Below are 22,616 nucleotides of genomic sequence, written 5' to 3'. Positions count from 1 at the left end.
GGCTCAGTGTCATTGGGTAAACCCTAGCTTTGTAAGGGTGGTTTCTACTTTTTCAAGATGTTGAGACTGCCATTGTTCCAAGGTCATCTCCGCATCTTTCTGCTTACGGGACATCGCTACTTCGTAAATCGCTTTGCGCTGATTAAACGGAATAACCGCAATGCCGTCATTATCCGCAACAATGATATCACCATTTTCTATCTGCACATCGCCACACTGAATTGGCGACGCTAATTTGCCAAGTGCTTTTTTCGCTGCTGGTTTAGGAAAAGTCCCCTTGGCATAGACGGGAAACTGCATCTGCGCGATTTCGTCAATATCACGCACGAAACCGTCAACTATCATGCCCTGAATCCCTCTTTTTTGTGCAATCGCACAGACATTTCCCCCCGCCATCGCTAATTTTTCATCGCCTTGCACCACTAAGATATCGCCTGGCTTTGCTCGGTAAATTGCTGCGTGTAACATCAAATGATCACCGGGAGCACATACAACGGTAAACGCCGGGCCAGCGAGGCGCTGGGTTTGTGGCCATAATGCGCGAATGCTGGCATGCATGAATTGGTTAGCGTCGAGCGCATCAGCGTAATCGCAAGTAGAAACATCTGAATATGACACAAGCAAATCCCTTAAAAGTAATGTGCATAAAGTGTAACGTGCCTGGAACATAGAGTTGTTACAAGTTATGTATTTTCATTATAAATAGTTTTACTGGCGCCCGGGTCATGCTATTAAAGACAGTGCAAAACCCTGCTCGACAGGAACGTTTATAGACAGATGCGTTATCAAGCGCACCAGACAGGAATCATCATGCAACGTACATTACTTAGCCTAAGCGTTATCTTAGGATTGGCGGCGTGCAACCCGCAACCCGCTGATACTGGCTCTTCATCTTCAGCACAAACTCAGCAACAGGACGAGTCCAAACAGCAACTGACATCCGGTGTAGTTAAAGAAAATATGGATTTGTCGGTTGACCCGGGTGACGACTTCTTCCGTTATGTGAATGGAAAGTGGATGGATAAAACCGAGATTCCATCAGACAAATCCAGCTACGGTGCCTTTAATATTCTGCGTGATGCCGCTCAGGACGATGTAAAAGCTATCATTGAAGAATCGGCTAGTGGTGACTTTGAAAAAGGCTCCGATGAGCAAAAAGTGGGCGACTTTTATGCATCATATATGGATATGGAAACCCGTGATAAATTGGGCATGGAGCCTTTGAATAAAGATCTGGCCATGATTGATGCGATTTCAGATTACTCAGAATTAGCCTCTTACTTTGCCTATGCCAACCGTTATGGTTATGGCTCGCCGTTCTCTCTGGGTCAATATGTTGACTTTAAGCAGCCAGACACTTACATGATGTACCTCTGGCAAAGTGGTCTTGGTTTACCTGAACGCGAGTATTATTTTAAGGACGATGAGAGCTCACAAAAAATTCGTGACGCCTACGTCAAACACATTGAAAAAATGTTTAGTCTGGCTGGTTTTGATGAGCCCGCCAACAGCGCTGAAATGTTGATGAAGTTTGAAAAAGAAATAGCAAACCTTCACATGAAAAAAGAACAAACGCGCGACTGGGCTTCTAACTATAACAAAGTGCCGTTAGATGAGCTCAATTCTGTCATGCCAGATTTCGACTGGAGTACTTTCCTGTCACAGGCGCAAATTACCGACATCGACGGACTGGTCTTTATGCAAACTGATTTTGCCAAAGAGCTTGACCGCCTGATCACCAAAACCCCGCTTGAACAGTGGAAAACCTTTTTACGCTGGCATTTACTTAATGCCACTGCCAGCCAGCTAACCAGCGCCTTTGATGAAGCTAATTTTGAGTTTTACAGCAAAGTGCTTCACGGAGTTGAAGAGCAACGTCCACAGTGGCGTCGTGCGGTTGACTTCCTTGACTCTCATGTAGGTGAGATTATCGGCAAGGTTTATGTGAAGAAACATTTCCCGCCCGAAGCAAAAGAACGCATGATGGAAATGGTTGATAACCTGCTGGCGGCTTATAAAGACAGTATCAATGAGTTAGACTGGATGACGGACGAGACCCGCAAGCAGGCGCTGGACAAACTGTCTAAATTCAGTGTCAAGATAGGTTACCCAGATCAGTGGGCTGACTACAGTAGCTTGTCTGTTGACGCCAATGACTTGTTTGGCAACATCAAACGTTCAGCCGACCGCAAGTACGCTGAGGCGCTTGAAAAGCAGGGTGGCCCGGTATGGGATCATGAGTGGGGTATGACACCACAAACTGTTAACGCCTATTACAGCCCGCCGCAAAATGAAATTGTTTTTCCGGCAGCGATTCTGCAACCGCCGTTTTTTGATATGAATGCTGAAGACGCGGTTAACTATGGTGGCATTGGTGCGGTAATTGGCCATGAAATCGGCCATGGTTTTGATGATTCAGGCAGCACTTTCGATGGTGATGGCGTATTAAGAAACTGGTGGACAGACAGCGATCGTAAAGAATTTGAAAATCGCACTAAGCAACTTATTGATCAGTACAATGAATTTGAGGCGTTACCTGATCTTTATGTCAATGGTGAATATACCCTTGGTGAGAACATCGGTGATTTGGGCGGTATCAGCATCGCGCTGAAAGCTTACCATATGTCTTTGGATGGTGAGGAAGCGCCTGTAATGGATGGATTCACCGGTGATCAACGCGTGTTTATCGGTTTTGGCCAGGTGTGGGCGAACAAATACCGCGACGAAGCACTGCGCACACGGGTGCAAACCGACCCCCATTCTCCTGCTCATTTCCGCGCAAACGGCGCCGTTAGAAATGTGCCTGAATTTTACTCTGCGTTTGAAGTAAAGCCAGATGACGAGTTGTACCTCGCACCTGAAAATCGGGTTAAAATCTGGTAGCCGTTAATTCGCTTAAAAAAAAGGTCAGCATATGCTGACCTTTTTTGTTTGGGTTACAACTTAGAAGCTGTAACTCAGTCTTACGCCATACTCAAAATCTGTTTTTTCAACATCTGTAAATGGCTCTGAATTATGTTCCAACTCCGTTTCCAACGTGAGCGATAGGGTCTTGGTAATTTTAAACTCCAGACCAGAAATCACCACTGAGCGGAAATTTTCAATTTCATCAACCGCGGGCTGATAATATAGCGTCAGATAAGCGTCGAACGGGTATTGCGACGACTGCGAATAAAGAAATTTGGCGTAGAGGTTAGCCCGTGTTGTTTCTACTTCACCGCCAGTGGAAAGGGATTTTTCAACTTCATAAAACAATCCCGTACCGATAGAGGTTTTGAGTTCAGCTTGATCAAAATCCTGCGAAAAACGCCAGCGCGCGCCACCACCCGCCAGTTTCCGGCTGGATAAGTCCGCAAAGTCATCATACTCATACTGTGCAAATAATTCGGCATCAACCTGAGGGCTGAAGAAATTAAATCGAGTCCAGCGTAAATGGCTGTAGAACTCATCTTCGTCTTTGATGTCATTCGTTTCAGAGTAGTTATAATCCGTTATCAGCACCCATGAATCTTCTCTTTGGCCATAGCGTAAGATACTGCTCAGGCTGTATTCATGCTCATCCTTATTGCCAGACTGGCCATTTATGCTTACTCCAACATTCCCGCTAACCCCTTTTTCGGCCACATTCGATTGATCAACCGGTACAATTGCATAAGTAGTTGATGAAAGTAATAGCCCAGCGGACAGCGTTAGCGGTTTAATGTTTACATGTTTCAATGGTCGCTCCGATATTGATTTGTCTTGTTGCGAAAAATGAAAAGGCGCTTAGGGTATAGATTTGAAAATATTTATCAATGCCGATCTAATATTGATTAAGCAGGGCGAGCGCACGTTTCGCATCGGCCTGCGGAATAAAAATATGATCGTGATAGAAGCCTGCCACGACATTGGCACTGATATTGTGCGTAGCCAGGGTGGTTGAAAGTGCAGCGGTTAGCCCAACTGCGTTTAAACTGGAGTGTACTTCACAGGTTAGGCAGCAAAATAGCTCTGAGTAATCAAATCCCTGATCATCGGCCACCTCTTGTTCTATGATACAGGTATATCCCTCGCGTTCACGAAATAACCCTTTAATCGGAAAGTCTGGGATGAAGTTACTGTCGTCTATTGGAATAGACATAAACACGTAAGGCTGTTCATCCAGTGAAGGCTTTAAGTTGGCGAGTAAAGTCGCCAGATCGAGTTCGCCCGACATACTGGTTACGCCAGCTTTTTGCATCGTACTTTTTTACCTTTGATTTTACCTTCCCGAAAATGCGCTACGGCGCGTTTTGCGCTACGGGTTTTCACGGCAACATACGACATATTACTGAGTACTTTAATATTGCCAATATCTTCAGCCTGAATGGCTGCATCATTGGTTAACGCCCCCACGATGTCTCCCGGACGAATTTTACTTTTCTTTCCGGCAGACAAAACCAGACAGGTAAATGCAGGTTGCGTAACATTCTTAGGTTGAAAGGTCAGGCCTTGAGCATTTTTCTTGGTTAGTTCGACATCTCTGAACACTTCAATTTTGTGCAGGTGTGCCAATTCGCTGTCGTCGTAAAGCGTGATTGCCGTTCCCTGCGCATCTCCACGACCTGTGCGTCCGATTCGGTGAATATGCGACTCAACCTCCTCGCTGACTGCATAATTGACAACATAGTCGACCTGATCGATATCCAGTCCTCTGGCGGCTACGTCGGTTGCAACCAGAAGTTGCAAGGCTTTGGCTGAAAAACGCACGATGACTTCGTTCCGCTGAGCCTGTTCCATGCCACCTTCAAGCCCCTGCACACTGAATCCAGCCCGGCTTAATTCCTCCACGACTTCCGCTACCTGGATCCGGCGGTTACAGAAAATGATGGCTGATGAAGGCTGATACGTGGTCAATAGTGCTTTAAGCGCCTGAAGTTTAGATAAGGTTCCCACATGATAGGCCAGCTCTTTAATCTGAGACTGGGCCAGTTCTGGTTGCTGTATTTCACATTTTAGCGGATTGCTGAGGTAACGCGCTGCCAGGGATTCTACTGCGGCGGGCATGGTTGCAGAAAACAATAAGGTTTGTACGGGGGTGTTTATAGCAGCAAAAATTTGCGCAACATCATCAAAAAAACCTAAATCCAGCATGCGATCAACTTCGTCCAGCACACGAACCCGCACCTGTGATAAATTCAGTTGATTTCGGGTCAGAAGATCTTTTATACGTCCTGGCGTACCCACTACGATATGGGCACCGTGTTCTAACGATTGGATATGGTGGCGTATCGGTACCCCGCCGCACAATGCGAGCACCTTGATATTACCTTTTACCTGCCCCAATAATCTTGCTTCTTGTGCCACCTGCTCCGCTAATTCTCTTGTAGGGCAAAGGATTAGCGCCTGAGGAGCGAAATTTTCCTGTTGTAATTGACGAAAAACAGGCAGCAAGAATGCCAGTGTTTTACCACTTCCGGTTCTGGCTTGCGCAAGTACATCGCCACCAGCCAGCGAATGAGGCAGCGTTTCCTGCTGAACCGGTGTCATGCTATGAAAGTTCCGCCTTTCCAGTGCATCTGAGATCGACGTTTCAAGTGGTAATGAGGAAAATAAAGACACTAGCGTCCGGCCCTCCAAAGATTAATAACACCATTTTCCACGTGCTGCTCAAGCCCCTTTTTCATTTTTGCGTTTTCACTCCACTGTTGCGCCCACCGTTTGTAATCGGTCGATTGTTTGACAATCACAGAGGCGTTTTTTAATCTTTCTACCAGTTCTGGTTGAGTGCCACTTTTGGATAAAACCACGTAGGCAGTCACATATCGATGAGGCATCACAATATCTACCTGACGACAGGCTTTGCGTATTTCTTTGCACCCCACCTGGACACCGCCCTGGGAACCAAAAATATAGTCAGCTTCACCGCTTAGTATTGCGGCCATTGCCGCCCCCCACGAATCAAATTCGATGGTGGTCAGGCCGGCTTCCATACTGACTTCTGTGCGATAGTCAGAGCGTAAGGTAGCAATTTTCTTATCTCTTGGGATATCACTCAAGGAGGTATAAGTCTTACCGTCAATCCCGAATAATGCATGCATGTTTCGTGTAACTGGCGTAAGCCAGTGAAACAAATCTTCCCGATCCGGTGTTCTGGCCACGGCAAAAGCCAGAACGTTAGATTTGCTTTGGGCCTCTCTGACAATCCGCTCCCACGGCGCTGCCAGAATTTGCTGTTCTAATCCTGCCTGATGCAGAATTTTTCTCACCAGATCTGGAATGTAGCCAACGATATTACCGCGCGAATCCATTTCCGCAAAAAAGGGGACTAAATCGGCGATCACCCAAAGGTCTTTGGCGCTGCCGAGCTGCTTATTGCCGACAAAACTAATGATCCCCTCTTCTACATTGACATCGGGCAAATACTTTTGCAGTTGAGGAACCATTTTTTCAATCAGTTTTGCATACTGTGGCGAAGCTTTGTATTCGCTGGCGGCAACCGTGAGCTTTGCTGCCAGCTCTGAGTTTTGAACGGTTTTAGGCAACACAATGTAACTATAAGCGGTATCCCACAGCAGCACTTTTTCTAATTGATCACACTGTAGATTATGATACTTACATATCAGTGCCAGGCCCATTTGCGAGAAAAACAGCCCTTGCGACTCGCCCGATAGCGTCGACGTTATGGCTTGCGCCCAGTCATCCACGGCAACAATGTTGCTCACCTCGTGATTTTGCAAAATGGTTTCTCGATAGTCACCGCTGACCACACTGATACTGGATACATCTGCTAATGCGATGTTTTCCTGAGAGGAAAAAGGCGAGTCTGCTCTGACAAAAAGTGCTACCGGATTGGCAGTAATGGGGGTGATCCAGTAATAGTCATTCTCGCGCTCAGGCGTTCGCGCTAAGATGGAGATAACCCCGTGTTTTTGCGCGTTTAGCTCCGAGACCACTTTGGCAAAGGGTAATGCTTCAAACTTGGCTTCAATGCGCGCTTTCGACAACACGCCTTCAACCAGGCTCACGGTGAATCCCGACACCTGCCCCTGAGCGTCGACCTCACTGAATAAATGCGAATCGCTGGTCAGTACTCTGAATTTTGGCTGTTGCTTGTCCGCAGCATCGGCGTTCACAACTGAGTGCAGCGAAACAAGCAGCAACAATAATAGCCATTTTATCCGCATCAGCTTAATGGGTTCTCCAGCTTCCAGTTCAGCGTTTGGCCAGCAAAGAAGGGAACCATGTCAGTTCCGTCCGCTAACCTCACTATTTCGGGAACCTGCCATGACTCCTGGACTAATGTGATGGTTCCTGTATTGCGTTTCAAGCCATAAAAGTCGGCGCCAAAATGGCTGGCAAACCCTTCAAGTTTATCCAATACGCCTAATTCGTCAAACACCTGAGCATAGAGTTCGATCGCGCTCCAGGCGCTATAACATCCTGCACAACCACACGCATTTTCTTTTTTCTCCCGCGCATGCGGGGCAGAGTCTGTGCCCAGAAAGAACTTGTTAGAACCACTGGCAACCACTTCACGGATAGCCTGCTGATGAGTGTTTCGTTTCAACACGGGCAAACAATAATTATGCGGTCGAATACCGCCTACCAAAAGATCATTCCTGTTCAATAACAGATGCTGTGGGGTTACCGTCGCGGCAACATTGTCAGAGCTGCTTTCGACAAACTTCACCGCATCCGCGGTAGTGATATGTTCAAAGACAACTTTTAACCCGGGAAAGGCCTCTACGATCGGTGCCAGATGGGTATCAATGAAAGCCTTCTCGCGGTCAAAGATATCGATGTGAGAATCGGTGACTTCGCCATGCACCAGCAATAACATCCCCTGCTCCTGCATCGCTTCAAAAACGGGATACAAGGCTTCAATTCCAGTAACGGCGCTGTCAGAGTTGGTCGTGGCGCCTGCCGGATAAAGTTTGCAAGCGTGGATACCCGCCTGTTTTGCATCAACGATATCTTCTCTTGACGTGGCATTGGTCAGGTACAATGTCATCAGTGGCTCAAACTGACTGTTAGAGGGGCGGGCCTGCAAAATACGCGACTGATATTTAAGCGCCATTTCTGCTGTGGTGACGGGGGGCACCAGGTTTGGCATAACAATGGCACGTTTAAAGCAACGAGCGGTAGCCGGTACGGTTTCTTTCAGCATGTCACCGTCTCGAAAATGCAAGTGCCAGTCATCCGGCGTGGTAATTGTGATGCGGTCCATATTGCCCCTTCTGTATTATCTATTCAGTACATTTATCGCGGATAGTTTACGCTTTTTTGGTGTAAGCTGCGATAATTACAATTCGCGTGCCATTGACTCTTCCTTCAATGTGCTCGGGATTATCACTTAAAGCGATGTTACGTACCGCCGTTCCGCGCTTTGCAGTAAAACCTGCCCCTTTGACATTGAGATCTTTTATCAGGTGTACCGTATCACCTGCCGAGAGTGTTGTACCATTGCTGTCTACAGTCGCCACTGCTGGTAACATGTCAGATTCGGCCTTCGCCCAGGCTAGCGTTTTATCATCCACATACATGGTCGCCAGCAGATCCTGCGCCCATGATTCGGTGCTTAAGCGTGTCAGCATCCGCCAGGCCATCACCTGCACCGCAGGAACCTCAGACCAGATCGCATCGTTCAGGCAACGCCAGTGATGCAGATCGGGGGCTTCATTATGATTTAACTGTGCGAAACACTTGGTGCATGTGTAAATGCCGGACTCATCGTCGTCTGTTGGGGACAGCGGCACCATAAATACGCTCAAGCCGTTGTCACTGCCACAAAATTCACATTTGTTGTCAGCGCGCGCTGCAATTTGACTTTCTACCACTGTGTCTGCCTGATTTGCTTATTTCGCCCAAGTATACCACTTGATTAACCCGTTTTTGAGGTATCAATGTTTTGTTCGACGAAAATCAAATCATCCACCGCATAACCCATTGACGCAGCCTGTTCTACTAACCGTGCAACTGTCTCTTTACCTAAGGTAGGCGTGCGTGAAAGCAGCCATAAGTAATCACGATCCGGTCCGGTAACCATGGCATACTCATAATTTTCATCCAGTGTGATGATCACATAACTGGCGTAGAAAGGACCAAAAAAGCTTACCTTTAAGTGGCCCGTGTTCTCATCATCAACAAAATAGGCTTTCCCCTCAGCTTCATCCCACTGTTGGTCTTCAACGTGGTAACCACGATTAACTACCTTTACTCCGCCATCTTCGCGCAGGCTGTAATGTGCAGTAACTTTGTGCAGTCCGTCCTCAAATCGGTGAGGTAATCGCGCTATCTCGTACCATTTACCCAGGTAACGCTGCAGCTCAAAATTTGAGACTGGTTTGATGTTGTCTGGCACGCCTGTGCAGCCCGACACCAGCATAATCATTAAAACTATTAGGAAACGCATAATCACTCCAAAAAAGTAGATATAAGCCTATGCAAGCCGTGATAGGCTATAAATATGAAACTGTCATACGGGTTAGTTCATGTTAAAGACTATTTTTTCACAAGCGAGCAACTTGATATACGGATGCATGGGATTAGGCGGCGGTTGGGATAGCACTGAATACGACCGCTCACATGTACAGCAAGCCGAAGAAGTAATTAACGTGGCGCTTGAGGCGGGCATAACGGTGTTCGATCATGCTGATATCTATACTCACGGCAAGGCTGAAGCGGTTTTTGGTGAAGTGCTGAAGAAAACGCCTGCACTGAGAGAAAAACTGATATTGCAATCCAAATGTGCTATTCGCTTTGCCGATGAACATGGCCCGAAGCGCTATGATTTCAGCCCTGCCTGGATCAAATCATCCGTGGAAAACAGTTTACGCCGTCTACATACGGAGCATCTGGATATTCTGTTACTGCATCGACCCGATCCTCTAATGGAACCTGAGCCTTTAGCGGAAGCACTACAGCAACTGATTCAAGCGGGCAAAATTGCCCACGTGGGCGTATCGAACATGCATGGCCATCAGATTGCATTCTTACAAGCAGCACTGAACAGGCCAATTGTGGTTAATCAGTTGGAAATGAGCCTTGCTCATAGGGATTGGCTTGAAGATGGCATCACCACCGGCAGTATACAAAATCGACAGATGGGGTATGCACCAGGCACTCTGGAGTATTGCTGGACTAACAAGGTGCAGTTACAGGCGTGGGGCAGCCTGGCACAAGGCCGCTTCAGTGGCCGACCCACAACAGATACACGTGAACAAGCCACTTCCGAACTGGTGCAACAATTAGCCCAAAAATACAGCACTCATGCTGAGGCTGTTTTGTTGGCCTGGCTGATGCGTCACCCCATTGGCATACAACCGCTGATCGGCACCACTAATTTAGACCGCATACGTGCCTGCGCTGACGTTGGTCGGTTCACCCTGAGCAGAGAAGATTGGTACCTGCTGCTGGAACGTGTTCGTGGCGAGGAGGTACCTTAATGGAGCCGCTTATTGGGGGAGTTCATCACGTTGCGATTATTTGCAGTGATTACGCAACGTCGCGACATTTCTATCATCAGATCCTAGGATTTCATATTGTCGACGAAAATTATCGCAAAGAGCGAGAATCATGGAAATGTGATCTGCGCGCTGCTGACGGCACGCAAATCGAACTTTTCTCATTCCCCAACCCGCCTCAACGCCCGTCCAGACCTGAAGCGCAGGGATTGAGGCACCTGGCTTTCAGCGTAGCCAACCTGGAAGCTGTAATAGCTCACCTGGCAAACTTCAATATTGAATGCGAACCAGTTCGAACTGACCCCTACACGTCCAAACGTTTTACCTTCTTCAGCGATCCCGACAATTTACCATTGGAATTGTACGAAACCGTTACGTGAAATTTCCGCAAAGACAAAACCATTTCAACTTTTCCACTGTAACTTTATAGACAGTGGAAATGGATAGTGGCTCCGATACCCGACCGCAATGAAGTAGATTCACACACTGCGGTAACGGGTCATAAAGCAGCGCGAGCGGGTTCTTTTCAACTATAATTGAAGTATCAGTTACTCATCGTTATCGACAGTATTGTGTGGTTGTCATTTTAAAGGATAAGAAGTAATCGGGAAAAAGTGAGAAGTGAGAAGTGAGTAACTGGCATCAGTAAAGTGGTTTTTCGAGGATATTCAATGAGCTCATCTAGTCACCACGAATACATGTGCCCGCAGTGTAATCATATAAACGCGCTCCCGGATCGCGCGTTGCGAAACATGTATAAAGAACAGTTAACCACCTGTGAAAAGTGCGGTTGCAAATTAGAGGTTACGCCGGCAGACGGCATTAACAATCAAATTAATATTGTCGTTGCCATCGCTGGCCAGGAATACACCGTACCTTAATTGGCAAAGAATTCTCTGCGCAAGTCTGCATTCCGGGTAAATTGTCCGCCCAGTGCAGAGGTGCGCGTGAACGAATTAGTATCTCTTATTCCTCTGGCTTTCACACAGTAATGGGTTGCGTTAATGGTAACCGCCACGTCTTCTGTGCCCGCTAATGCCTGCAACGCCACCATAACCTGCTGGGTTAATCGCTCCTGGACCTGAGGACGCTGCGCAAAAAAGCTCACTAACCGGTTGATTTTTGATAAGCCAATAACGGTTTCTTTAGGAATATACGCTACAGTTGCAGCGCCATCGATAGTGACAAAGTGATGCTCACAGGTGCTGGTCAAACTGATGTCAGATACTTTGACCGGTTCTGCCAGCTGCATCTTGTTTTCAATTTGCGTAATCTTGGGGAACTTTCGGTAATCCAACCCGGAAAATATCTCGTCGACATACATTTTTGCGATACGCGCAGGCGTATCCATTAGACTGTCGTCATTACGATCAAGCCCTAACACATCAAGAATATCGCTCATTGCCGCAGCGATTTTCCGGCGCTTTTCTTCATCACTGAGGTCGACATCGATCATGGGCGTTTCCAGGCCCTTCGCCTCCAGTGCATTACGCACCAGCAGCGCCTCTTTTGATATTGATGTTTCAAGCGCATCACGCACAATCACTGCTTTATTTACTGACATCCACACAATCCGTCTATCTCAAACAAATTTTAAAGGCTACCAGAGCCTCTGGACTGGTAATTTTATCACCACCGATAAATAAACGCGAGTTGTCCAAAATAACTCCATCGTTATTACTGTAAATGATACGATCCCAGGCAAAGACCATTACGTGTAAAGTTTATGAATAAGACCATTAAAAAGCGTGAAAACAATCTCATAAACGCGCTGACTGCAGTGTGTGAAACTGCCAAATGTTGGCGTGTTGGATTTGAATGGTTGACCCATACCACCCGCTACGACAACTTTCCTGGCAGCCTGATGATCACCTGCGTTTTTTCATCAGACAGCGCAATGGCCAGTGCGATAGAGTGTGAAGCTGACAAAAAACTAAGACGCCTGATTCAAGCTGAATTGCTCAAAATAGGGATTCGGGTTAAGGACATTCGTCGCCATGTGCGCATGGATAGCGAAGAAAGCTGTGAAAGGCAAGATCAGGGAGATTGGCAAAAACGACTCGATAGATGGCGCGGGTGATTGGGCAACGATTTAATTGGGCCATTTCTTTTAAATAAGCGAAACAACAGTTGGTAGCCTACTGATGAATGGCTATACTTGCAGCCTGATTTTTTTTGAGGCGCGATATGCACCAACGACTCATCCCTGAATGGAAACCCATTGAAGCTGTTGTACTGGCGTGGCCCCACCAGCGCACAGACTGGGCGCCGTGGCTGGACGCGGCCAGGCAGACTTACATAGAGCTTATCAAACAGATAAACCTTGCCGGTGTCGGCGTCATTTTACTCGCCTCTGATGATGATGTTGGTGAGGTGAAAAGCCACTTACCCACTGATGCGAAGGTAATGATCGTTCCCGCGGTGTTTAATGATACCTGGGTGCGGGATTATGCATTTCTAACCTGTGATCGTGAAGGTGAAAAAATTCCGGTCGAATTTCGCTTTAATGGCTGGGGTAATAAATTTCACGCGGCTGACGATAACGAAGTGAATCAACGTTACCTGTTCAATTTGTGCCGCAACGACGCAGTTCACGCGAATATTGTGGCCGAAGGCGGCGCATTGGAAATTGATGCGGACGGTCACTTGCTGAGCACGTCGTTATGCCTTCTGAATCCTGAGCGCAACGGTGAACTGACACTGGGACAATATCGCGACGAATTTACTCAAAGACTTGGCGCAAAATCCATTACCATCCTTGAGCACGGTCACTTAGAGGGCGATGATACGGACGGGCACATCGATACCCTGGTGCGCTTTACCCCAAATAAAGGTCTGGTTATTCAGGCGGCACACAATCGAAAAGAAGATCCACATTTTGGCTCGCTCGACGCATTGTGTAAAGAGTGTGAAGCGCAACTTCCCAACCACCGCCAATTCCACTTGCCATTGCCCGCCATCTTCAACGAAGACGGCGATAGATTACCGGCATCGTATGCAAATTTTTTGATCTGTAACGACCGGATATTGCTACCTGTTTATCAACAACCTGAAGATGATATGGCAATCAGTGTAATGCAACTGGCTTATCCACATCATACCATCGTGCCTGTTGATTGCGCTGTGTTGGTTCAGCAATATGGTAGTCTGCATTGTATTTCCATGCAGATACCTGTCGAAACCCTCAAGGCCGATGTGGTCTCCCAAATTAAAAATGGAGTAAGCGTTTATGCGACCGAATAAACTTAAAGTTGGTCTGGTTCAGCAGGCCGTTGCAGATAACGACAAACAAACAAACTGGCAAAAAAGCGCAGACAAAATCGCTGAACTGGCAGCGCAGGGCTGTGAATGCATAATGTTGCAGGAGTTACACAGTACGCTTTATTTCTGTCAGGACGAAAACGTAGATGCGTTTGATTTAGCTGAACCTATCCCCGGGCCCGCCACCGAGTATTTTGGTGCGTTGGCAGAAAAACACAATATTGTGCTGGTGACCTCGCTATTTGAAAAGCGAGCTGCCGGACTGTATCACAACACTGCCGTGGTATTTGATCGCAGCAGAGAAATCGCCGGACGCTATCGTAAAATGCACATTCCTGATGATCCGGGCTTTTACGAAAAATTTTATTTTACCCCCGGCGACATGGGCTTTAAACCGATCGAAACCAGTGTGGGTAAGCTGGGTGTGCTGGTGTGCTGGGATCAGTGGTATCCGGAAGCGGCCCGCCTGATGGCATTGGCTGGTGCTGAAATTCTGTTTTATCCCACCGCGATTGGCTGGGACAAGCGCGACACTGACGACGAAAAATCACGTCAATTTGGTGCCTGGCAGACAATTCAGCGTGCTCATGCTGTGGCTAACTCATTGCCTGTGGTGGTCGCCAACCGCACCGGTTTTGAAGTCTCGCCGGCGGAAAACGATCCAGGTATACAATTCTGGGGGCAGAGCTTTATTGCAGGCCCCCAGGGGGAAATATTAGCGCAGGCGGGTGTCGATGACGAAACGACCCTGTCAGTTGAACTGGATATGGAGCGCACTGAACACGTCAAACGCATCTGGCCCTATTTCCGTGACCGTCGCATTGACGCGTACGACAACCTGACCAAACGCTGGCTGGATTAGGTTTACCATTGTGGGCTATCGGCTACGTTCCGATAGCCTGTGATTACTGCCTTTTTCGCCCTCGTTCATTTAACTGATACAATGCGCCTTCATACATTAAAAAACACTGACGTGCTGCTTTTGGCGCATGCTCAGTTATCGCCGTATCATTGACATCCAATCCTCCGGTATATTGACCGAACGATGGCATAATGAGCAGGGTTTCCGTTAGTACAAAGCATTTCCCCCTCATTGCATGCCGATTTACACTGACTTTTCCTTTGGGATGATAGTGACCCACCATCTGATAGCTGGCATCTGCCTCGGGCTCATGCACAATTCGGATATTACCAATTGATAATTGCTTACGCTTGTTACCGGGGATCTCAGCAGGCAGGTCAGGATCGTGGTTGCCCAAAATCCATACCCACTCGGCAACCATATCGATTAGATGGGATAGCGCGGTCCGGTCATCTGCTGACAAGCGCGTAAATGCTCCCTTATCATGAAAACTGTCGCCCAGACAAACCACCCTGGCCGGCTTAAAGAGCTTAATCAGTTTTAGCAGACGCTGCAGCGTTGCAAAGGTATCAAGTGGAAGCAACGGGTTACCCGACTGGACCAGGTAACTGCCTTTTTCAAAATGCAGATCTGAAACCAGCAAGGTATCGTGCACCGGACAAAAGGCCACTCCCTGAGCATGCAGAAACCAGCTGATATCCGCCAGTTTAACGATGACACCTTGTTTATTGGTAATAGCTTGATATAGCCAGTCAGCTGTTACTGCCACTTAATAGCTCCCGAATTTCCTCCATCATGGCTTCCGCTTCTGCATACAGATCGGCCTGCTCGAGCAAGTCATGGGCGCCGGCCCCCTTAACCTGTTCACTACGCACATCCAGTACAATAGGAATGGCCATAGGTGACACCTTCGGTAGACTAACCAATGTAGTTTTCCCTACATATCGAATTAACATATCGGCCAGGCGCCTGAGATCCAGCAGTTCGCGCTCGGCATCTGCTCGCGCCACACTTAACAGGATATGATCAGGGTCATATTCACGTAATGTGTCATAAATCAGGTCAGTAGAAAAGGTTACCTGCTTCATGGTTTTTTGACTGCTGTGATAACGTTGTTCGGTTAATCCGCTTACTACTGCCACCTGCCTGAAAGAACGCTTGAGCATGGGTGCCTGTAGCATCCAGTCTTCCAGTTCATCGCCTAAAATATCAGGTTGAAAAAGAGTTGATAACTGTGCAGAGGAAATTTCTCTTAGCGCGCTGATAGACAGACCATAATCGGTGACGCTGAAACTGAGTGGTTTCAGCCTCAGTTTTTCCATGCGACGGGTAAGCAGCATGCCTAACGTCTGATTAGCCTTGCGTCCTTCAAAGGTGTAGAACAGGGTGTAGAACGTGTTGCGATAAGGAAATTGCTCTACTAACACGCGATCCGGGGTGGGAATTTGTGAAAAGCCCTGTTGTAAGTGCAACCATTCTACGACTTGTTCCGGTAACTTTTTCCATTCATCCGGATCGTGCAAGAGCCGTTTTACGTTATCAGCTAAAAAGGTCGACATTGGCATTTGTCCGCCCACGTAGCTGGGAATCTTGGGATCTTTGCCCTTGGCTGGCCGTGCATGCAATTGCATGTCTCTTATTGCCTCGTACTGCAATACTTCACCAGCAAAAATAAAAGTATCGCCAGGGGTTAACTGTTGCGCAAAATACTCTTCCACCTCACCCACGATGGTGCCCTGATTACCTCTGCGCAGACGCTTCACTTTCAACCGTCCCGCTTCGACAATGGTACCGATATTTTGTCGGTGGCGCTGGATAACTCGTTTGTCGGCCGGTGACAGTTTGCCCTCGTCATTTTCCACTAGACGTTGATAACGCTCGTACGCCCGCAACGCATTCCCTCCGTCACGGGTAAAGGCTAGCAGCTTGTGAAATTCCTCACGACTTACCCCCTGATACGGTGCGGCATCAATAATTTGCTGATAGATTTGTTCAGGTTCAATGGGTTCATGACAGGCGCAATTCAGAATAAATTGAGGCAGAATATCCATGGCACCGGGCTGCGGGGCATCGCCGTCCAATTGTCCCGCTTCAATGGCATCCACTGCCGCCTGGCATTCAAGCGCTTCAAAGCGATTTGCCGGTACCAGCAGTGCCACACTGGGTTCATCCAGACGGTGATTGGCCCGCCCAATACGCTGCATTAACCGGCTAACTCCTTTAGGCGCGCCTACCTGAATCACCAGGTCAACATTCCCCCAGTCAATGCCCAGTTCCAATGCAGACGTAGACACGATAGCACGCAACTGCCCCGCCGCCATCATCGCCTCAGTTTTGCGCCGCTGCTCCTTGCTTAGTGAGCCATGATAAAGTGCGATAGGTAAACCAAGACGATTTTCTTCCCACAGCATCTGGAATACCAATTCAGCCTGGGCGCGGGTATTAACAAAAACCAGACAGATTTTTGCCTGCTCAATCGCCGCATAGATATCACTCATCGCGTATTTGGCCATATAGCCGCCAAACGGCATACGGTTTGGCGATTTCAATATCGTCACCTGAGGTTTAACCGGTGAAGGCACGTTGATAATTGCTGCAGGAGTGCCAGTGTTACCCAGCCAGCCAGCTATTACTTCAGGTTCAGCAATGGTTGCAGAAAGCCCAATTCTCTTCACCCTGGGTGCCAGCGTGGATAACCGACTTAACGCAAGGGCAGTAAAATCCCCGCGCTTGTTGGCGACTACACTGTGAATTTCATCAATAATAACCCGCTGAACGTTACCAAAGAGTTTACCCGCATCTGCGTAAGACAGCATCAGCATAAATGATTCTGGAGTAGTGAGCAGAATATTAGGCGGATTTTTGCGCTGTCGCTGGCGTTTATGCGACGGCGTATCGCCAGTGCGGGTTTCCGCGGTAATCGGAAGTTGCATCTGCTCGATAGGATCAAGCAAATTACGGTGGATATCCTGCGTAAGAGCTTTAAGCGGAGAGATATACAACGTGTGCAAACCTTTAAGCGGTCGCTCCTGCAAATCAATCAGGCTGGGCAAGAAACCGGATAAGGTTTTACCCGCGCCCGTCGGAGCAACTAGCAAGGTATGCTGGTCCGTGGCTGCAGCACGCAACATTTGCTGCTGATAATCACGCAGTTCCCACCCCTTTTGAGCGAACCATTGAGCAAATTTTGGCGGTAAAATAGGTATTCTCAATTAACACAACCTGGATGCTGTTACGTGCTGATTTCATCCTGCGATTAAAAAGAGTCAACCAAATGTTTATGTTAAGGCGTATACCACTTCATCGACGCACAGGAGACACCGATTGCACCCACAGGAATGGATGTCAGTAGAGCCACCGGGCTTGTACTGTAAACCCGCAGATATTTACATCGACCCCATGCAGCCTGTTGCACATGCCATCGTCACCCATGGGCATGCGGATCATGCGCGCTCAGGTCACGGCACCGTCTACGCCAGTGATGATACCATTGCTATCATGCAGACCCGCTATGGTGAAGAGATGGCCGAAAAAACGCTGGGTCTGGCGATGGGTGAAATTAAACAGTTCGGTGACCCAGACGATCCGGTGCTGATCAGTTTACATCCGGCTGGGCATATTTTAGGCTCCTGCCAGGTACGCATTGAATATCGCGGCAAAGTATTAGTGGTATCTGGTGACTATAAGCGCCGCCCTGACCCCACCTGTGACCTTTTCGAAGTTATTCCCTGTGACGTTTTTATTACCGAAGCCACGTTCGCGCTCCCCGTGTTTACCCACCCGCCGATTGAGCATGAAATTGATAAATTACTGACCTCGGTGGCAGTGTTCCCAGACCGCTGCCATTTAATCGGTGCCTATGCCCTTGGCAAGTGCCAGCGAGTCATACTGGGATTGCGCAATGCCGGTTATAGCAAACCGCTTTATCTGCACGGCGCATTAATAAAACTGTGTGACTTTTATCAGTCGAGGGGGATAGAGCTGGGCAAGCTGATTCCGGTAAGTGAAGTGGAGGATAAAAAAACGCTGACTGGTGAAATTGTGATTGCACCGCCTTCCGCCCTGGCAGATCGCTGGTCGCGTTCGCTGCCCAATTTACGCACCGTGATGGCGTCAGGCTGGATGCAAATTCGCGCACGGGCCAGACAACGGCTGGTAGAGTTGCCGCTGATCATTTCAGACCACTGTGACTGGCCTGAATTGTTACAGACGATAGCAGAGGTTAACCCGCAGGAAGTTTGGGTTACGCACGGACGGGAAGACGCGCTGGTACACCAGTCAACTAAGATGGGCTATACCACTAAAGCGCTACGCTTGATTGGGTATGATGACGAGGATGAAACCGGTTAATGCAGGCATTTAGCAATTTACTCGAGCAGCTTTATTACACTAGCAGTCACAATGCCAAGGCGGCACTGATTATCGATTATCTTACGCAGACTCCAGACCCTGACCGAGGCTGGGCCATCGCCGCGATTGCTGGTACGCTGCGTTTCGATTTTTTCAAACGCAATACGATTAAGCAACTGATTCTTGAACGCGTGGATCCCGTACTGTTCGATATGAGTTACGAGTATGTGGGAGAGATGAGCGAAACCGTAGCTCACTTATGGCCTGAGTCAGAAAAGCAGGATCAACCGTTACCTTTACTCAGTGAAATAATCGACCAATTTGCCAGCGCCAGTCGCCAAAGTGTGCCAAGCATACTAGCGGGGTATTTAAATTCGATGGACGCTGCGCAGCGATGGGCATTGATTAAACTGGGAACCCGCGGGCTGCGAGTGGGGGTATCGGCACGTAGCATTAAGCAAATCCTCGCTCGATATGGTGACAAGCCAGTAGAGGAAATTGAACGCTTGTGGCACGGCGTAGCCCCCCCTTACACCGAACTACTGGCATGGCTGGAAGGTAAAGCTGAAGCGCCTGATATCAGTGACCAAATCACCTTTTCGCCGGTAATGCTATCCCACCCCCTCGCCATTGAAGACGTATTGCCCTGGCAGTGTAAACAGTGGCAGGTAGAACATAAGTTTGATGGAATTCGGGTACAGCTTGTCATCCAGGGAGAAGATAAAGCGTTATTCAGCCGCAATGCCGATGATATCTCTCATACCTTTCCTGATTTGCTAGAACAGGTATCCGGTGAGGCAGTCATTGACGGCGAGCTGTTGGTGATGCATGACGGAAACGTAGCGCCATTTAATGATCTTCAGCAGCGCCTGAATAAGAAAAAACCCAGCAAAAAACTGATGCAAACTCACCCTGCCGGACTAATCGCTTACGATATTCTGAAATTAGATAACAATTCTTTAGTCGATTTACCCTTAAGTAAGAGAAGAACATACCTTCTTGATTGGGTGAAGGAGCAGAGCAGCCAACGGATTAAATTGTCAGACACATTAAACGCCGAGTCTGAAGAGGCATTGCGTTCACTTCATCAGCATGCGTCAGATGATCTGGCTGTGGAAGGGCTGATGCTCAAACGCGTCGACAGCATTTACACCCCGGGCCGACCTAAGGGGCAATGGTATAAATGGAAACGCGATCCCAAACTGGTTGATGCGGTCATCATGTACGCGCAACGAGGGCACGGAAAACGCTCGAGCTATTATTCTGATTTTACCTTTGGTGCCTGGCAGGGTGAGAAATTGCTCCCCATCGGCAAAGCATATTCAGGCTTTACCGACGAAGAACTTAAAAAACTGGATAACTGGGTGCGCCGAAACAGCATGGGCCGCTTTGGACCCGTTCGCGAAGTAAAAAAAGAACTGGTAGTCGAAGTGGCATTTGATGCGGTACACCCCTCGACCCGTCATAAATCTGGGGTGGCCATGCGGTTCCCCAGAATTAACCGCATTCGTTGGGACAAACCAGCCAGCGAGGCGGATACGTTGGATAACGTTATGGATTTGATAGAGCGTTAGAAACGCTCTTCTATAGCAAAACGTAGCGTATCTCAGGTAGAGATTTTCACCATCTGATTAACGCAGTTGTCAGATGTTTTTTGCAATAAGATCAGCTTTCAGCAAACCACCTTTTGTAAACAATTTCGCTGAAAATTTTGGGTTTCTTCTTGACTTGTATGCATCTAGAACTAATTTCAAACCCTCTGCTTCTAGAAGTGAAATATTTACTTCGGTATCCATTTCAGCACTCTCAACAAAATCATTTGAGAACGTTGGAGCAACAATTAATACCTGCGCTACACGCTTGCCTGCTTGTTCACAGCGATTCACATAGGATTTGACTTGTCTGGAGGTTGTTGAGTATTTTGCAAAGTCGCCATTTTTACATGTTTTGGCTTCGCTAATAATTACATCATCTTCGCTAAGCGATATAAGTACATCTGCTTTATCTTTTGCAGTATTGATTAAGCGGCGAAGGTCTTCGTCTACCAACATGCCAAGCTGCTCAAAAATAGCTTTAGTTACTTCTTCAAATTTGACTCCAATATCTGCCTCTGCAATTTCAATTCCCTGCTTTTTGAGGGCTGCTAAATCACGCTTTGCAAGGAAATGGTAATTATCAATTAACTTATCAGTCGCATCTGCAAAGCTATCTAAAATATTTAACCTCAGATTTCCACGTTTCTTTATACCCATGGATTCGCAAACACTCTTAACTTCGTCATTACTCAACATGTACAAAATGTCATGAGGGGTAATACTGAGACCCCGTAACTTTTCTACATCAAGTTCCTCATTGGGTTCTAATTCAAACTCATTTTTCAGGACATCTCATAGCTTTGGAAAATGATTTTGAAGTGCAGAGTAGAGCTCTTTAAAACCAGTCGCACTAAGCGAGTTAAATTCTTTCTCTGCACACGTCGTAAAAGAGATAACAATTAATGCTATTCGCTCTTCTAGAGTCGTACCGAGTTTATCGAGGCTCAGATCTAAATCATTAATTAGAATTTTTAATCGCTCTTTTTTGTCGTTAAGCGCTGTATCTGCGTTGTACAAGTCTGTTTGTAGAAGCTGTGAAGTAGAAATGCCAAGTTTCATAATATTTGAGATCTTTTCTTTTCGATCTACTCCGCGAATTTTTTTACGATGGTTTTTTAAAACAATGGATAATTCTGAATCGCTAAACGTTCGCAAAATCCTCATTTGATGTTTATCAGCTAGTTCCTTCCCTTGAAGTCTATGAAGTAAATTTACTATTTCATCTGGTACATAGACAGTTTGGCGCTTCCGACTAATAAATATCAACCCTAGCTCTCTGAGTTCATTCAGTGACTCCTGCACGCCATTCATCGGTATTAACTCGATCAAGTGTTCAACACCTGCTTGGTCATCAGCAGTTACATCAAGTTGCTTTGCTAAAACGTTCAAAATACAGCGTTCGTCATTAGAGATCTTTGCTTCACGGTTAACTCGTTCATCATTTGAAAACGCTTCTTGGTAACATGCATAATAAATTGATAACCGTTTCCCATCGGAAAAATAATCGTTACTTTCGGTGGCCTCAATTACAGACTTTAGCTCTGTTGCCCGTAAATTGATCGCTTCCCATTCTTTTGAGTAAAGAGCTTCTACCCAAGAAATTCTTGCAATACTATTTCCATCTCTACTTAGAATATTTGTCAACAGTGTCGCTTGTGCCCCCAATAAATCTAGCTGGTCACGCACTGTCTTTTCAAAATATGGGAGAGCAATCTTAAATAGCTGGGTAATATCTGTGCTTGATGCGTCCTTAATCTGGCCCTCTAATTTATTCAACTGCGCGGTAATTTTTTTGTCATGCTTGACAGCATCACTACAAATCCGATCAATCGCATTAATAAACTTCGACTTTTCAACTTGATTCACTATAGAAAGCACATTTGCTAATTTCATTCGTCATCCCTGATCTAATTGTTCAGCTTGGTTGATTTTTGTTCACTTTTGTAACATACACGTATTTTTCTGGAAATTAAATATAGAGGAAGATACAAAATCGAACAAAGCGATATTCTTACAAAAAGGAATTTAAAAGTAGTTCTGATCTGGAGGAAATCAAACCGGTAAGTTAGAGGTGCGCTGGCGAAACATATATGAAAGGTTACTTAACCCATCTTAAGTTCAGTT

22 protein-coding genes are annotated in these 22,616 nt (G+C 47.1%); 9 read left to right on the top strand and 13 right to left on the bottom strand.

Going from position 1 to position 22,616, the window contains the following annotated elements; translation table 11 throughout:
• Nucleotides 1–9: 9 nt before the first annotated feature.
• On the bottom strand, nucleotides 10–669 hold the full coding sequence (locus HCJ96_RS13060; protein WP_169211498.1) for an RraA family protein: 660 nt from the start codon (nucleotides 667–669) through the stop codon (nucleotides 10–12).
• A 141-nt stretch (nucleotides 670–810) separates the two neighbouring features.
• Between HCJ96_RS13060 and HCJ96_RS13055 the strand changes: the two genes are divergently transcribed.
• On the top strand, nucleotides 811–2,883 hold the full coding sequence (locus tag HCJ96_RS13055) for a M13 family metallopeptidase (RefSeq protein WP_169211497.1): 2,073 nt from the start codon (nucleotides 811–813) through the stop codon (nucleotides 2,881–2,883).
• A 60-nt stretch (nucleotides 2,884–2,943) separates the two neighbouring features.
• On the opposite strand, the gene HCJ96_RS13050 is transcribed toward HCJ96_RS13055, so the two are convergent.
• The 7 genes from HCJ96_RS13050 to HCJ96_RS13020 form a co-directional block, all read right to left on the bottom strand.
• Nucleotides 2,944–3,717 carry a DUF481 domain-containing protein gene (locus tag HCJ96_RS13050; protein ID WP_169211496.1) on the bottom strand — a complete coding sequence of 258 codons (774 nt, stop codon included), beginning with the start codon at nucleotides 3,715–3,717 and terminating at the stop codon, nucleotides 2,944–2,946.
• An 85-nt stretch (nucleotides 3,718–3,802) separates the two neighbouring features.
• A complete protein-coding gene (locus tag HCJ96_RS13045; protein ID WP_246261372.1) occupies nucleotides 3,803–4,219 on the bottom strand; it encodes an ACT domain-containing protein in 417 nt (138 codons plus the stop codon).
• Entirely contained in the window at nucleotides 4,201–5,580 is a 1,380-nt protein-coding gene (gene dbpA, locus HCJ96_RS13040; RefSeq protein WP_169211495.1) for an ATP-dependent RNA helicase DbpA, read from the bottom strand. Before dbpA ends, HCJ96_RS13045 begins: the two co-directional genes overlap by 19 nt.
• Nucleotides 5,580–7,145: a substrate-binding periplasmic protein gene (locus tag HCJ96_RS13035; RefSeq protein ID WP_169211494.1), complete on the bottom strand. Its 1,566-nt coding sequence runs from the start codon at nucleotides 7,143–7,145 to the stop codon at nucleotides 5,580–5,582. The genes dbpA and HCJ96_RS13035 overlap by 1 nt, the downstream gene beginning before the upstream one ends.
• A complete protein-coding gene (gene pyrC, locus HCJ96_RS13030) occupies nucleotides 7,145–8,188 on the bottom strand; it encodes a dihydroorotase (RefSeq protein ID WP_169211493.1) in 1,044 nt (347 codons plus the stop codon). Before pyrC ends, HCJ96_RS13035 begins: the two co-directional genes overlap by 1 nt.
• A gap of 46 nt (nucleotides 8,189–8,234) precedes the next feature.
• The gene (locus tag HCJ96_RS13025) at nucleotides 8,235–8,798 is read right to left on the bottom strand and encodes a PhnA domain-containing protein (RefSeq protein WP_343034718.1); all 564 of its coding nucleotides are present in this window, start codon (nucleotides 8,796–8,798) and stop codon (nucleotides 8,235–8,237) included.
• A gap of 44 nt (nucleotides 8,799–8,842) precedes the next feature.
• Nucleotides 8,843–9,373, bottom strand: a complete 531-nt coding sequence (locus HCJ96_RS13020) for a lipocalin family protein (protein ID WP_169211492.1) — start codon at nucleotides 9,371–9,373, stop codon at nucleotides 8,843–8,845.
• 79 nt (nucleotides 9,374–9,452) lie between these two features.
• On the opposite strand from HCJ96_RS13020, the gene HCJ96_RS13015 reads away from it, so the two are divergent.
• From HCJ96_RS13015 to HCJ96_RS13005, 3 genes are all read left to right on the top strand, one after another.
• Entirely contained in the window at nucleotides 9,453–10,406 is a 954-nt protein-coding gene (locus tag HCJ96_RS13015) for an aldo/keto reductase (RefSeq protein WP_169211491.1), read from the top strand.
• Nucleotides 10,406–10,804, top strand: coding sequence for an SMU1112c/YaeR family gloxylase I-like metalloprotein (gloA2, locus tag HCJ96_RS13010; RefSeq protein WP_169211490.1), 399 nt, complete (start codon nucleotides 10,406–10,408; stop codon nucleotides 10,802–10,804). Before HCJ96_RS13015 ends, gloA2 begins: the two co-directional genes overlap by 1 nt.
• Nucleotides 10,805–11,095: 291 nt before the next feature.
• Nucleotides 11,096–11,305, top strand: coding sequence for a hypothetical protein (locus HCJ96_RS13005; RefSeq protein ID WP_169211489.1), 210 nt, complete (start codon nucleotides 11,096–11,098; stop codon nucleotides 11,303–11,305).
• Here HCJ96_RS13005 and folE read toward each other — a convergent pair.
• Nucleotides 11,302–11,988, bottom strand: coding sequence for a GTP cyclohydrolase I FolE (gene folE / locus HCJ96_RS13000; RefSeq protein ID WP_169211488.1), 687 nt, complete (start codon nucleotides 11,986–11,988; stop codon nucleotides 11,302–11,304). The two genes, HCJ96_RS13005 and folE, sit on opposite strands and share 4 nt — an antisense overlap.
• A gap of 162 nt (nucleotides 11,989–12,150) precedes the next feature.
• On the opposite strand from folE, the gene HCJ96_RS12995 reads away from it, so the two are divergent.
• The 3 genes from HCJ96_RS12995 to HCJ96_RS12985 all read left to right on the top strand — a co-directional run bounded on the left by HCJ96_RS12995 (nucleotide 12,151) and on the right by HCJ96_RS12985 (nucleotide 14,547).
• The gene (locus HCJ96_RS12995) at nucleotides 12,151–12,504 is read left to right on the top strand and encodes a Fis family transcriptional regulator (protein WP_169211487.1); all 354 of its coding nucleotides are present in this window, start codon (nucleotides 12,151–12,153) and stop codon (nucleotides 12,502–12,504) included.
• A gap of 107 nt (nucleotides 12,505–12,611) precedes the next feature.
• Nucleotides 12,612–13,667 carry an agmatine deiminase family protein gene (locus HCJ96_RS12990; RefSeq protein ID WP_169211486.1) on the top strand — a complete coding sequence of 352 codons (1,056 nt, stop codon included), beginning with the start codon at nucleotides 12,612–12,614 and terminating at the stop codon, nucleotides 13,665–13,667.
• Nucleotides 13,654–14,547, top strand: coding sequence for a carbon-nitrogen hydrolase (locus HCJ96_RS12985; RefSeq protein WP_169211485.1), 894 nt, complete (start codon nucleotides 13,654–13,656; stop codon nucleotides 14,545–14,547). The genes HCJ96_RS12990 and HCJ96_RS12985 overlap by 14 nt, the downstream gene beginning before the upstream one ends.
• A gap of 43 nt (nucleotides 14,548–14,590) precedes the next feature.
• Here the strand turns inward: HCJ96_RS12985 and pdeM are convergent, their stop codons facing one another.
• Together pdeM and HCJ96_RS12975 are read right to left on the bottom strand one after the other, a co-directional pair.
• On the bottom strand, nucleotides 14,591–15,316 hold the full coding sequence (gene pdeM, locus HCJ96_RS12980; protein WP_169211484.1) for a ligase-associated DNA damage response endonuclease PdeM: 726 nt from the start codon (nucleotides 15,314–15,316) through the stop codon (nucleotides 14,591–14,593).
• On the bottom strand, nucleotides 15,300–17,753 hold the full coding sequence (locus HCJ96_RS12975; RefSeq protein ID WP_169211538.1) for a ligase-associated DNA damage response DEXH box helicase: 2,454 nt from the start codon (nucleotides 17,751–17,753) through the stop codon (nucleotides 15,300–15,302). The genes pdeM and HCJ96_RS12975 overlap by 17 nt, the downstream gene beginning before the upstream one ends.
• A gap of 136 nt (nucleotides 17,754–17,889) precedes the next feature.
• Between HCJ96_RS12975 and HCJ96_RS12970 the strand changes: the two genes are divergently transcribed.
• Entirely contained in the window at nucleotides 17,890–18,897 is a 1,008-nt protein-coding gene (locus HCJ96_RS12970; protein WP_169211483.1) for a ligase-associated DNA damage response exonuclease, read from the top strand.
• On the top strand, nucleotides 18,897–20,471 hold the full coding sequence (locus HCJ96_RS12965) for a cisplatin damage response ATP-dependent DNA ligase (protein WP_169211482.1): 1,575 nt from the start codon (nucleotides 18,897–18,899) through the stop codon (nucleotides 20,469–20,471). The genes HCJ96_RS12970 and HCJ96_RS12965 overlap by 1 nt, the downstream gene beginning before the upstream one ends.
• A 69-nt stretch (nucleotides 20,472–20,540) precedes the next feature.
• Here HCJ96_RS12965 and HCJ96_RS16380 read toward each other — a convergent pair whose 3' ends face one another.
• Together HCJ96_RS16380 and HCJ96_RS16375 are read right to left on the bottom strand one after the other, a co-directional pair.
• Entirely contained in the window at nucleotides 20,541–21,188 is a 648-nt protein-coding gene (locus tag HCJ96_RS16380) for a hypothetical protein (RefSeq protein WP_246261370.1), read from the bottom strand.
• A gap of 96 nt (nucleotides 21,189–21,284) precedes the next feature.
• Nucleotides 21,285–22,385: a hypothetical protein gene (locus HCJ96_RS16375; RefSeq protein WP_246261368.1), complete on the bottom strand. Its 1,101-nt coding sequence runs from the start codon at nucleotides 22,383–22,385 to the stop codon at nucleotides 21,285–21,287.
• Between the last annotated feature and the right edge of the window lie 231 nt (nucleotides 22,386–22,616).

The organism is Alteromonas ponticola, assembly GCF_012911815.1.
Taxonomy (GTDB): Bacteria; Pseudomonadota; Gammaproteobacteria; order Enterobacterales; family Alteromonadaceae; genus Alteromonas; species Alteromonas ponticola.
Note: the sequence above shows the minus strand (reverse complement) of the source record. Positions and strands in the feature narration are given on the sequence as shown.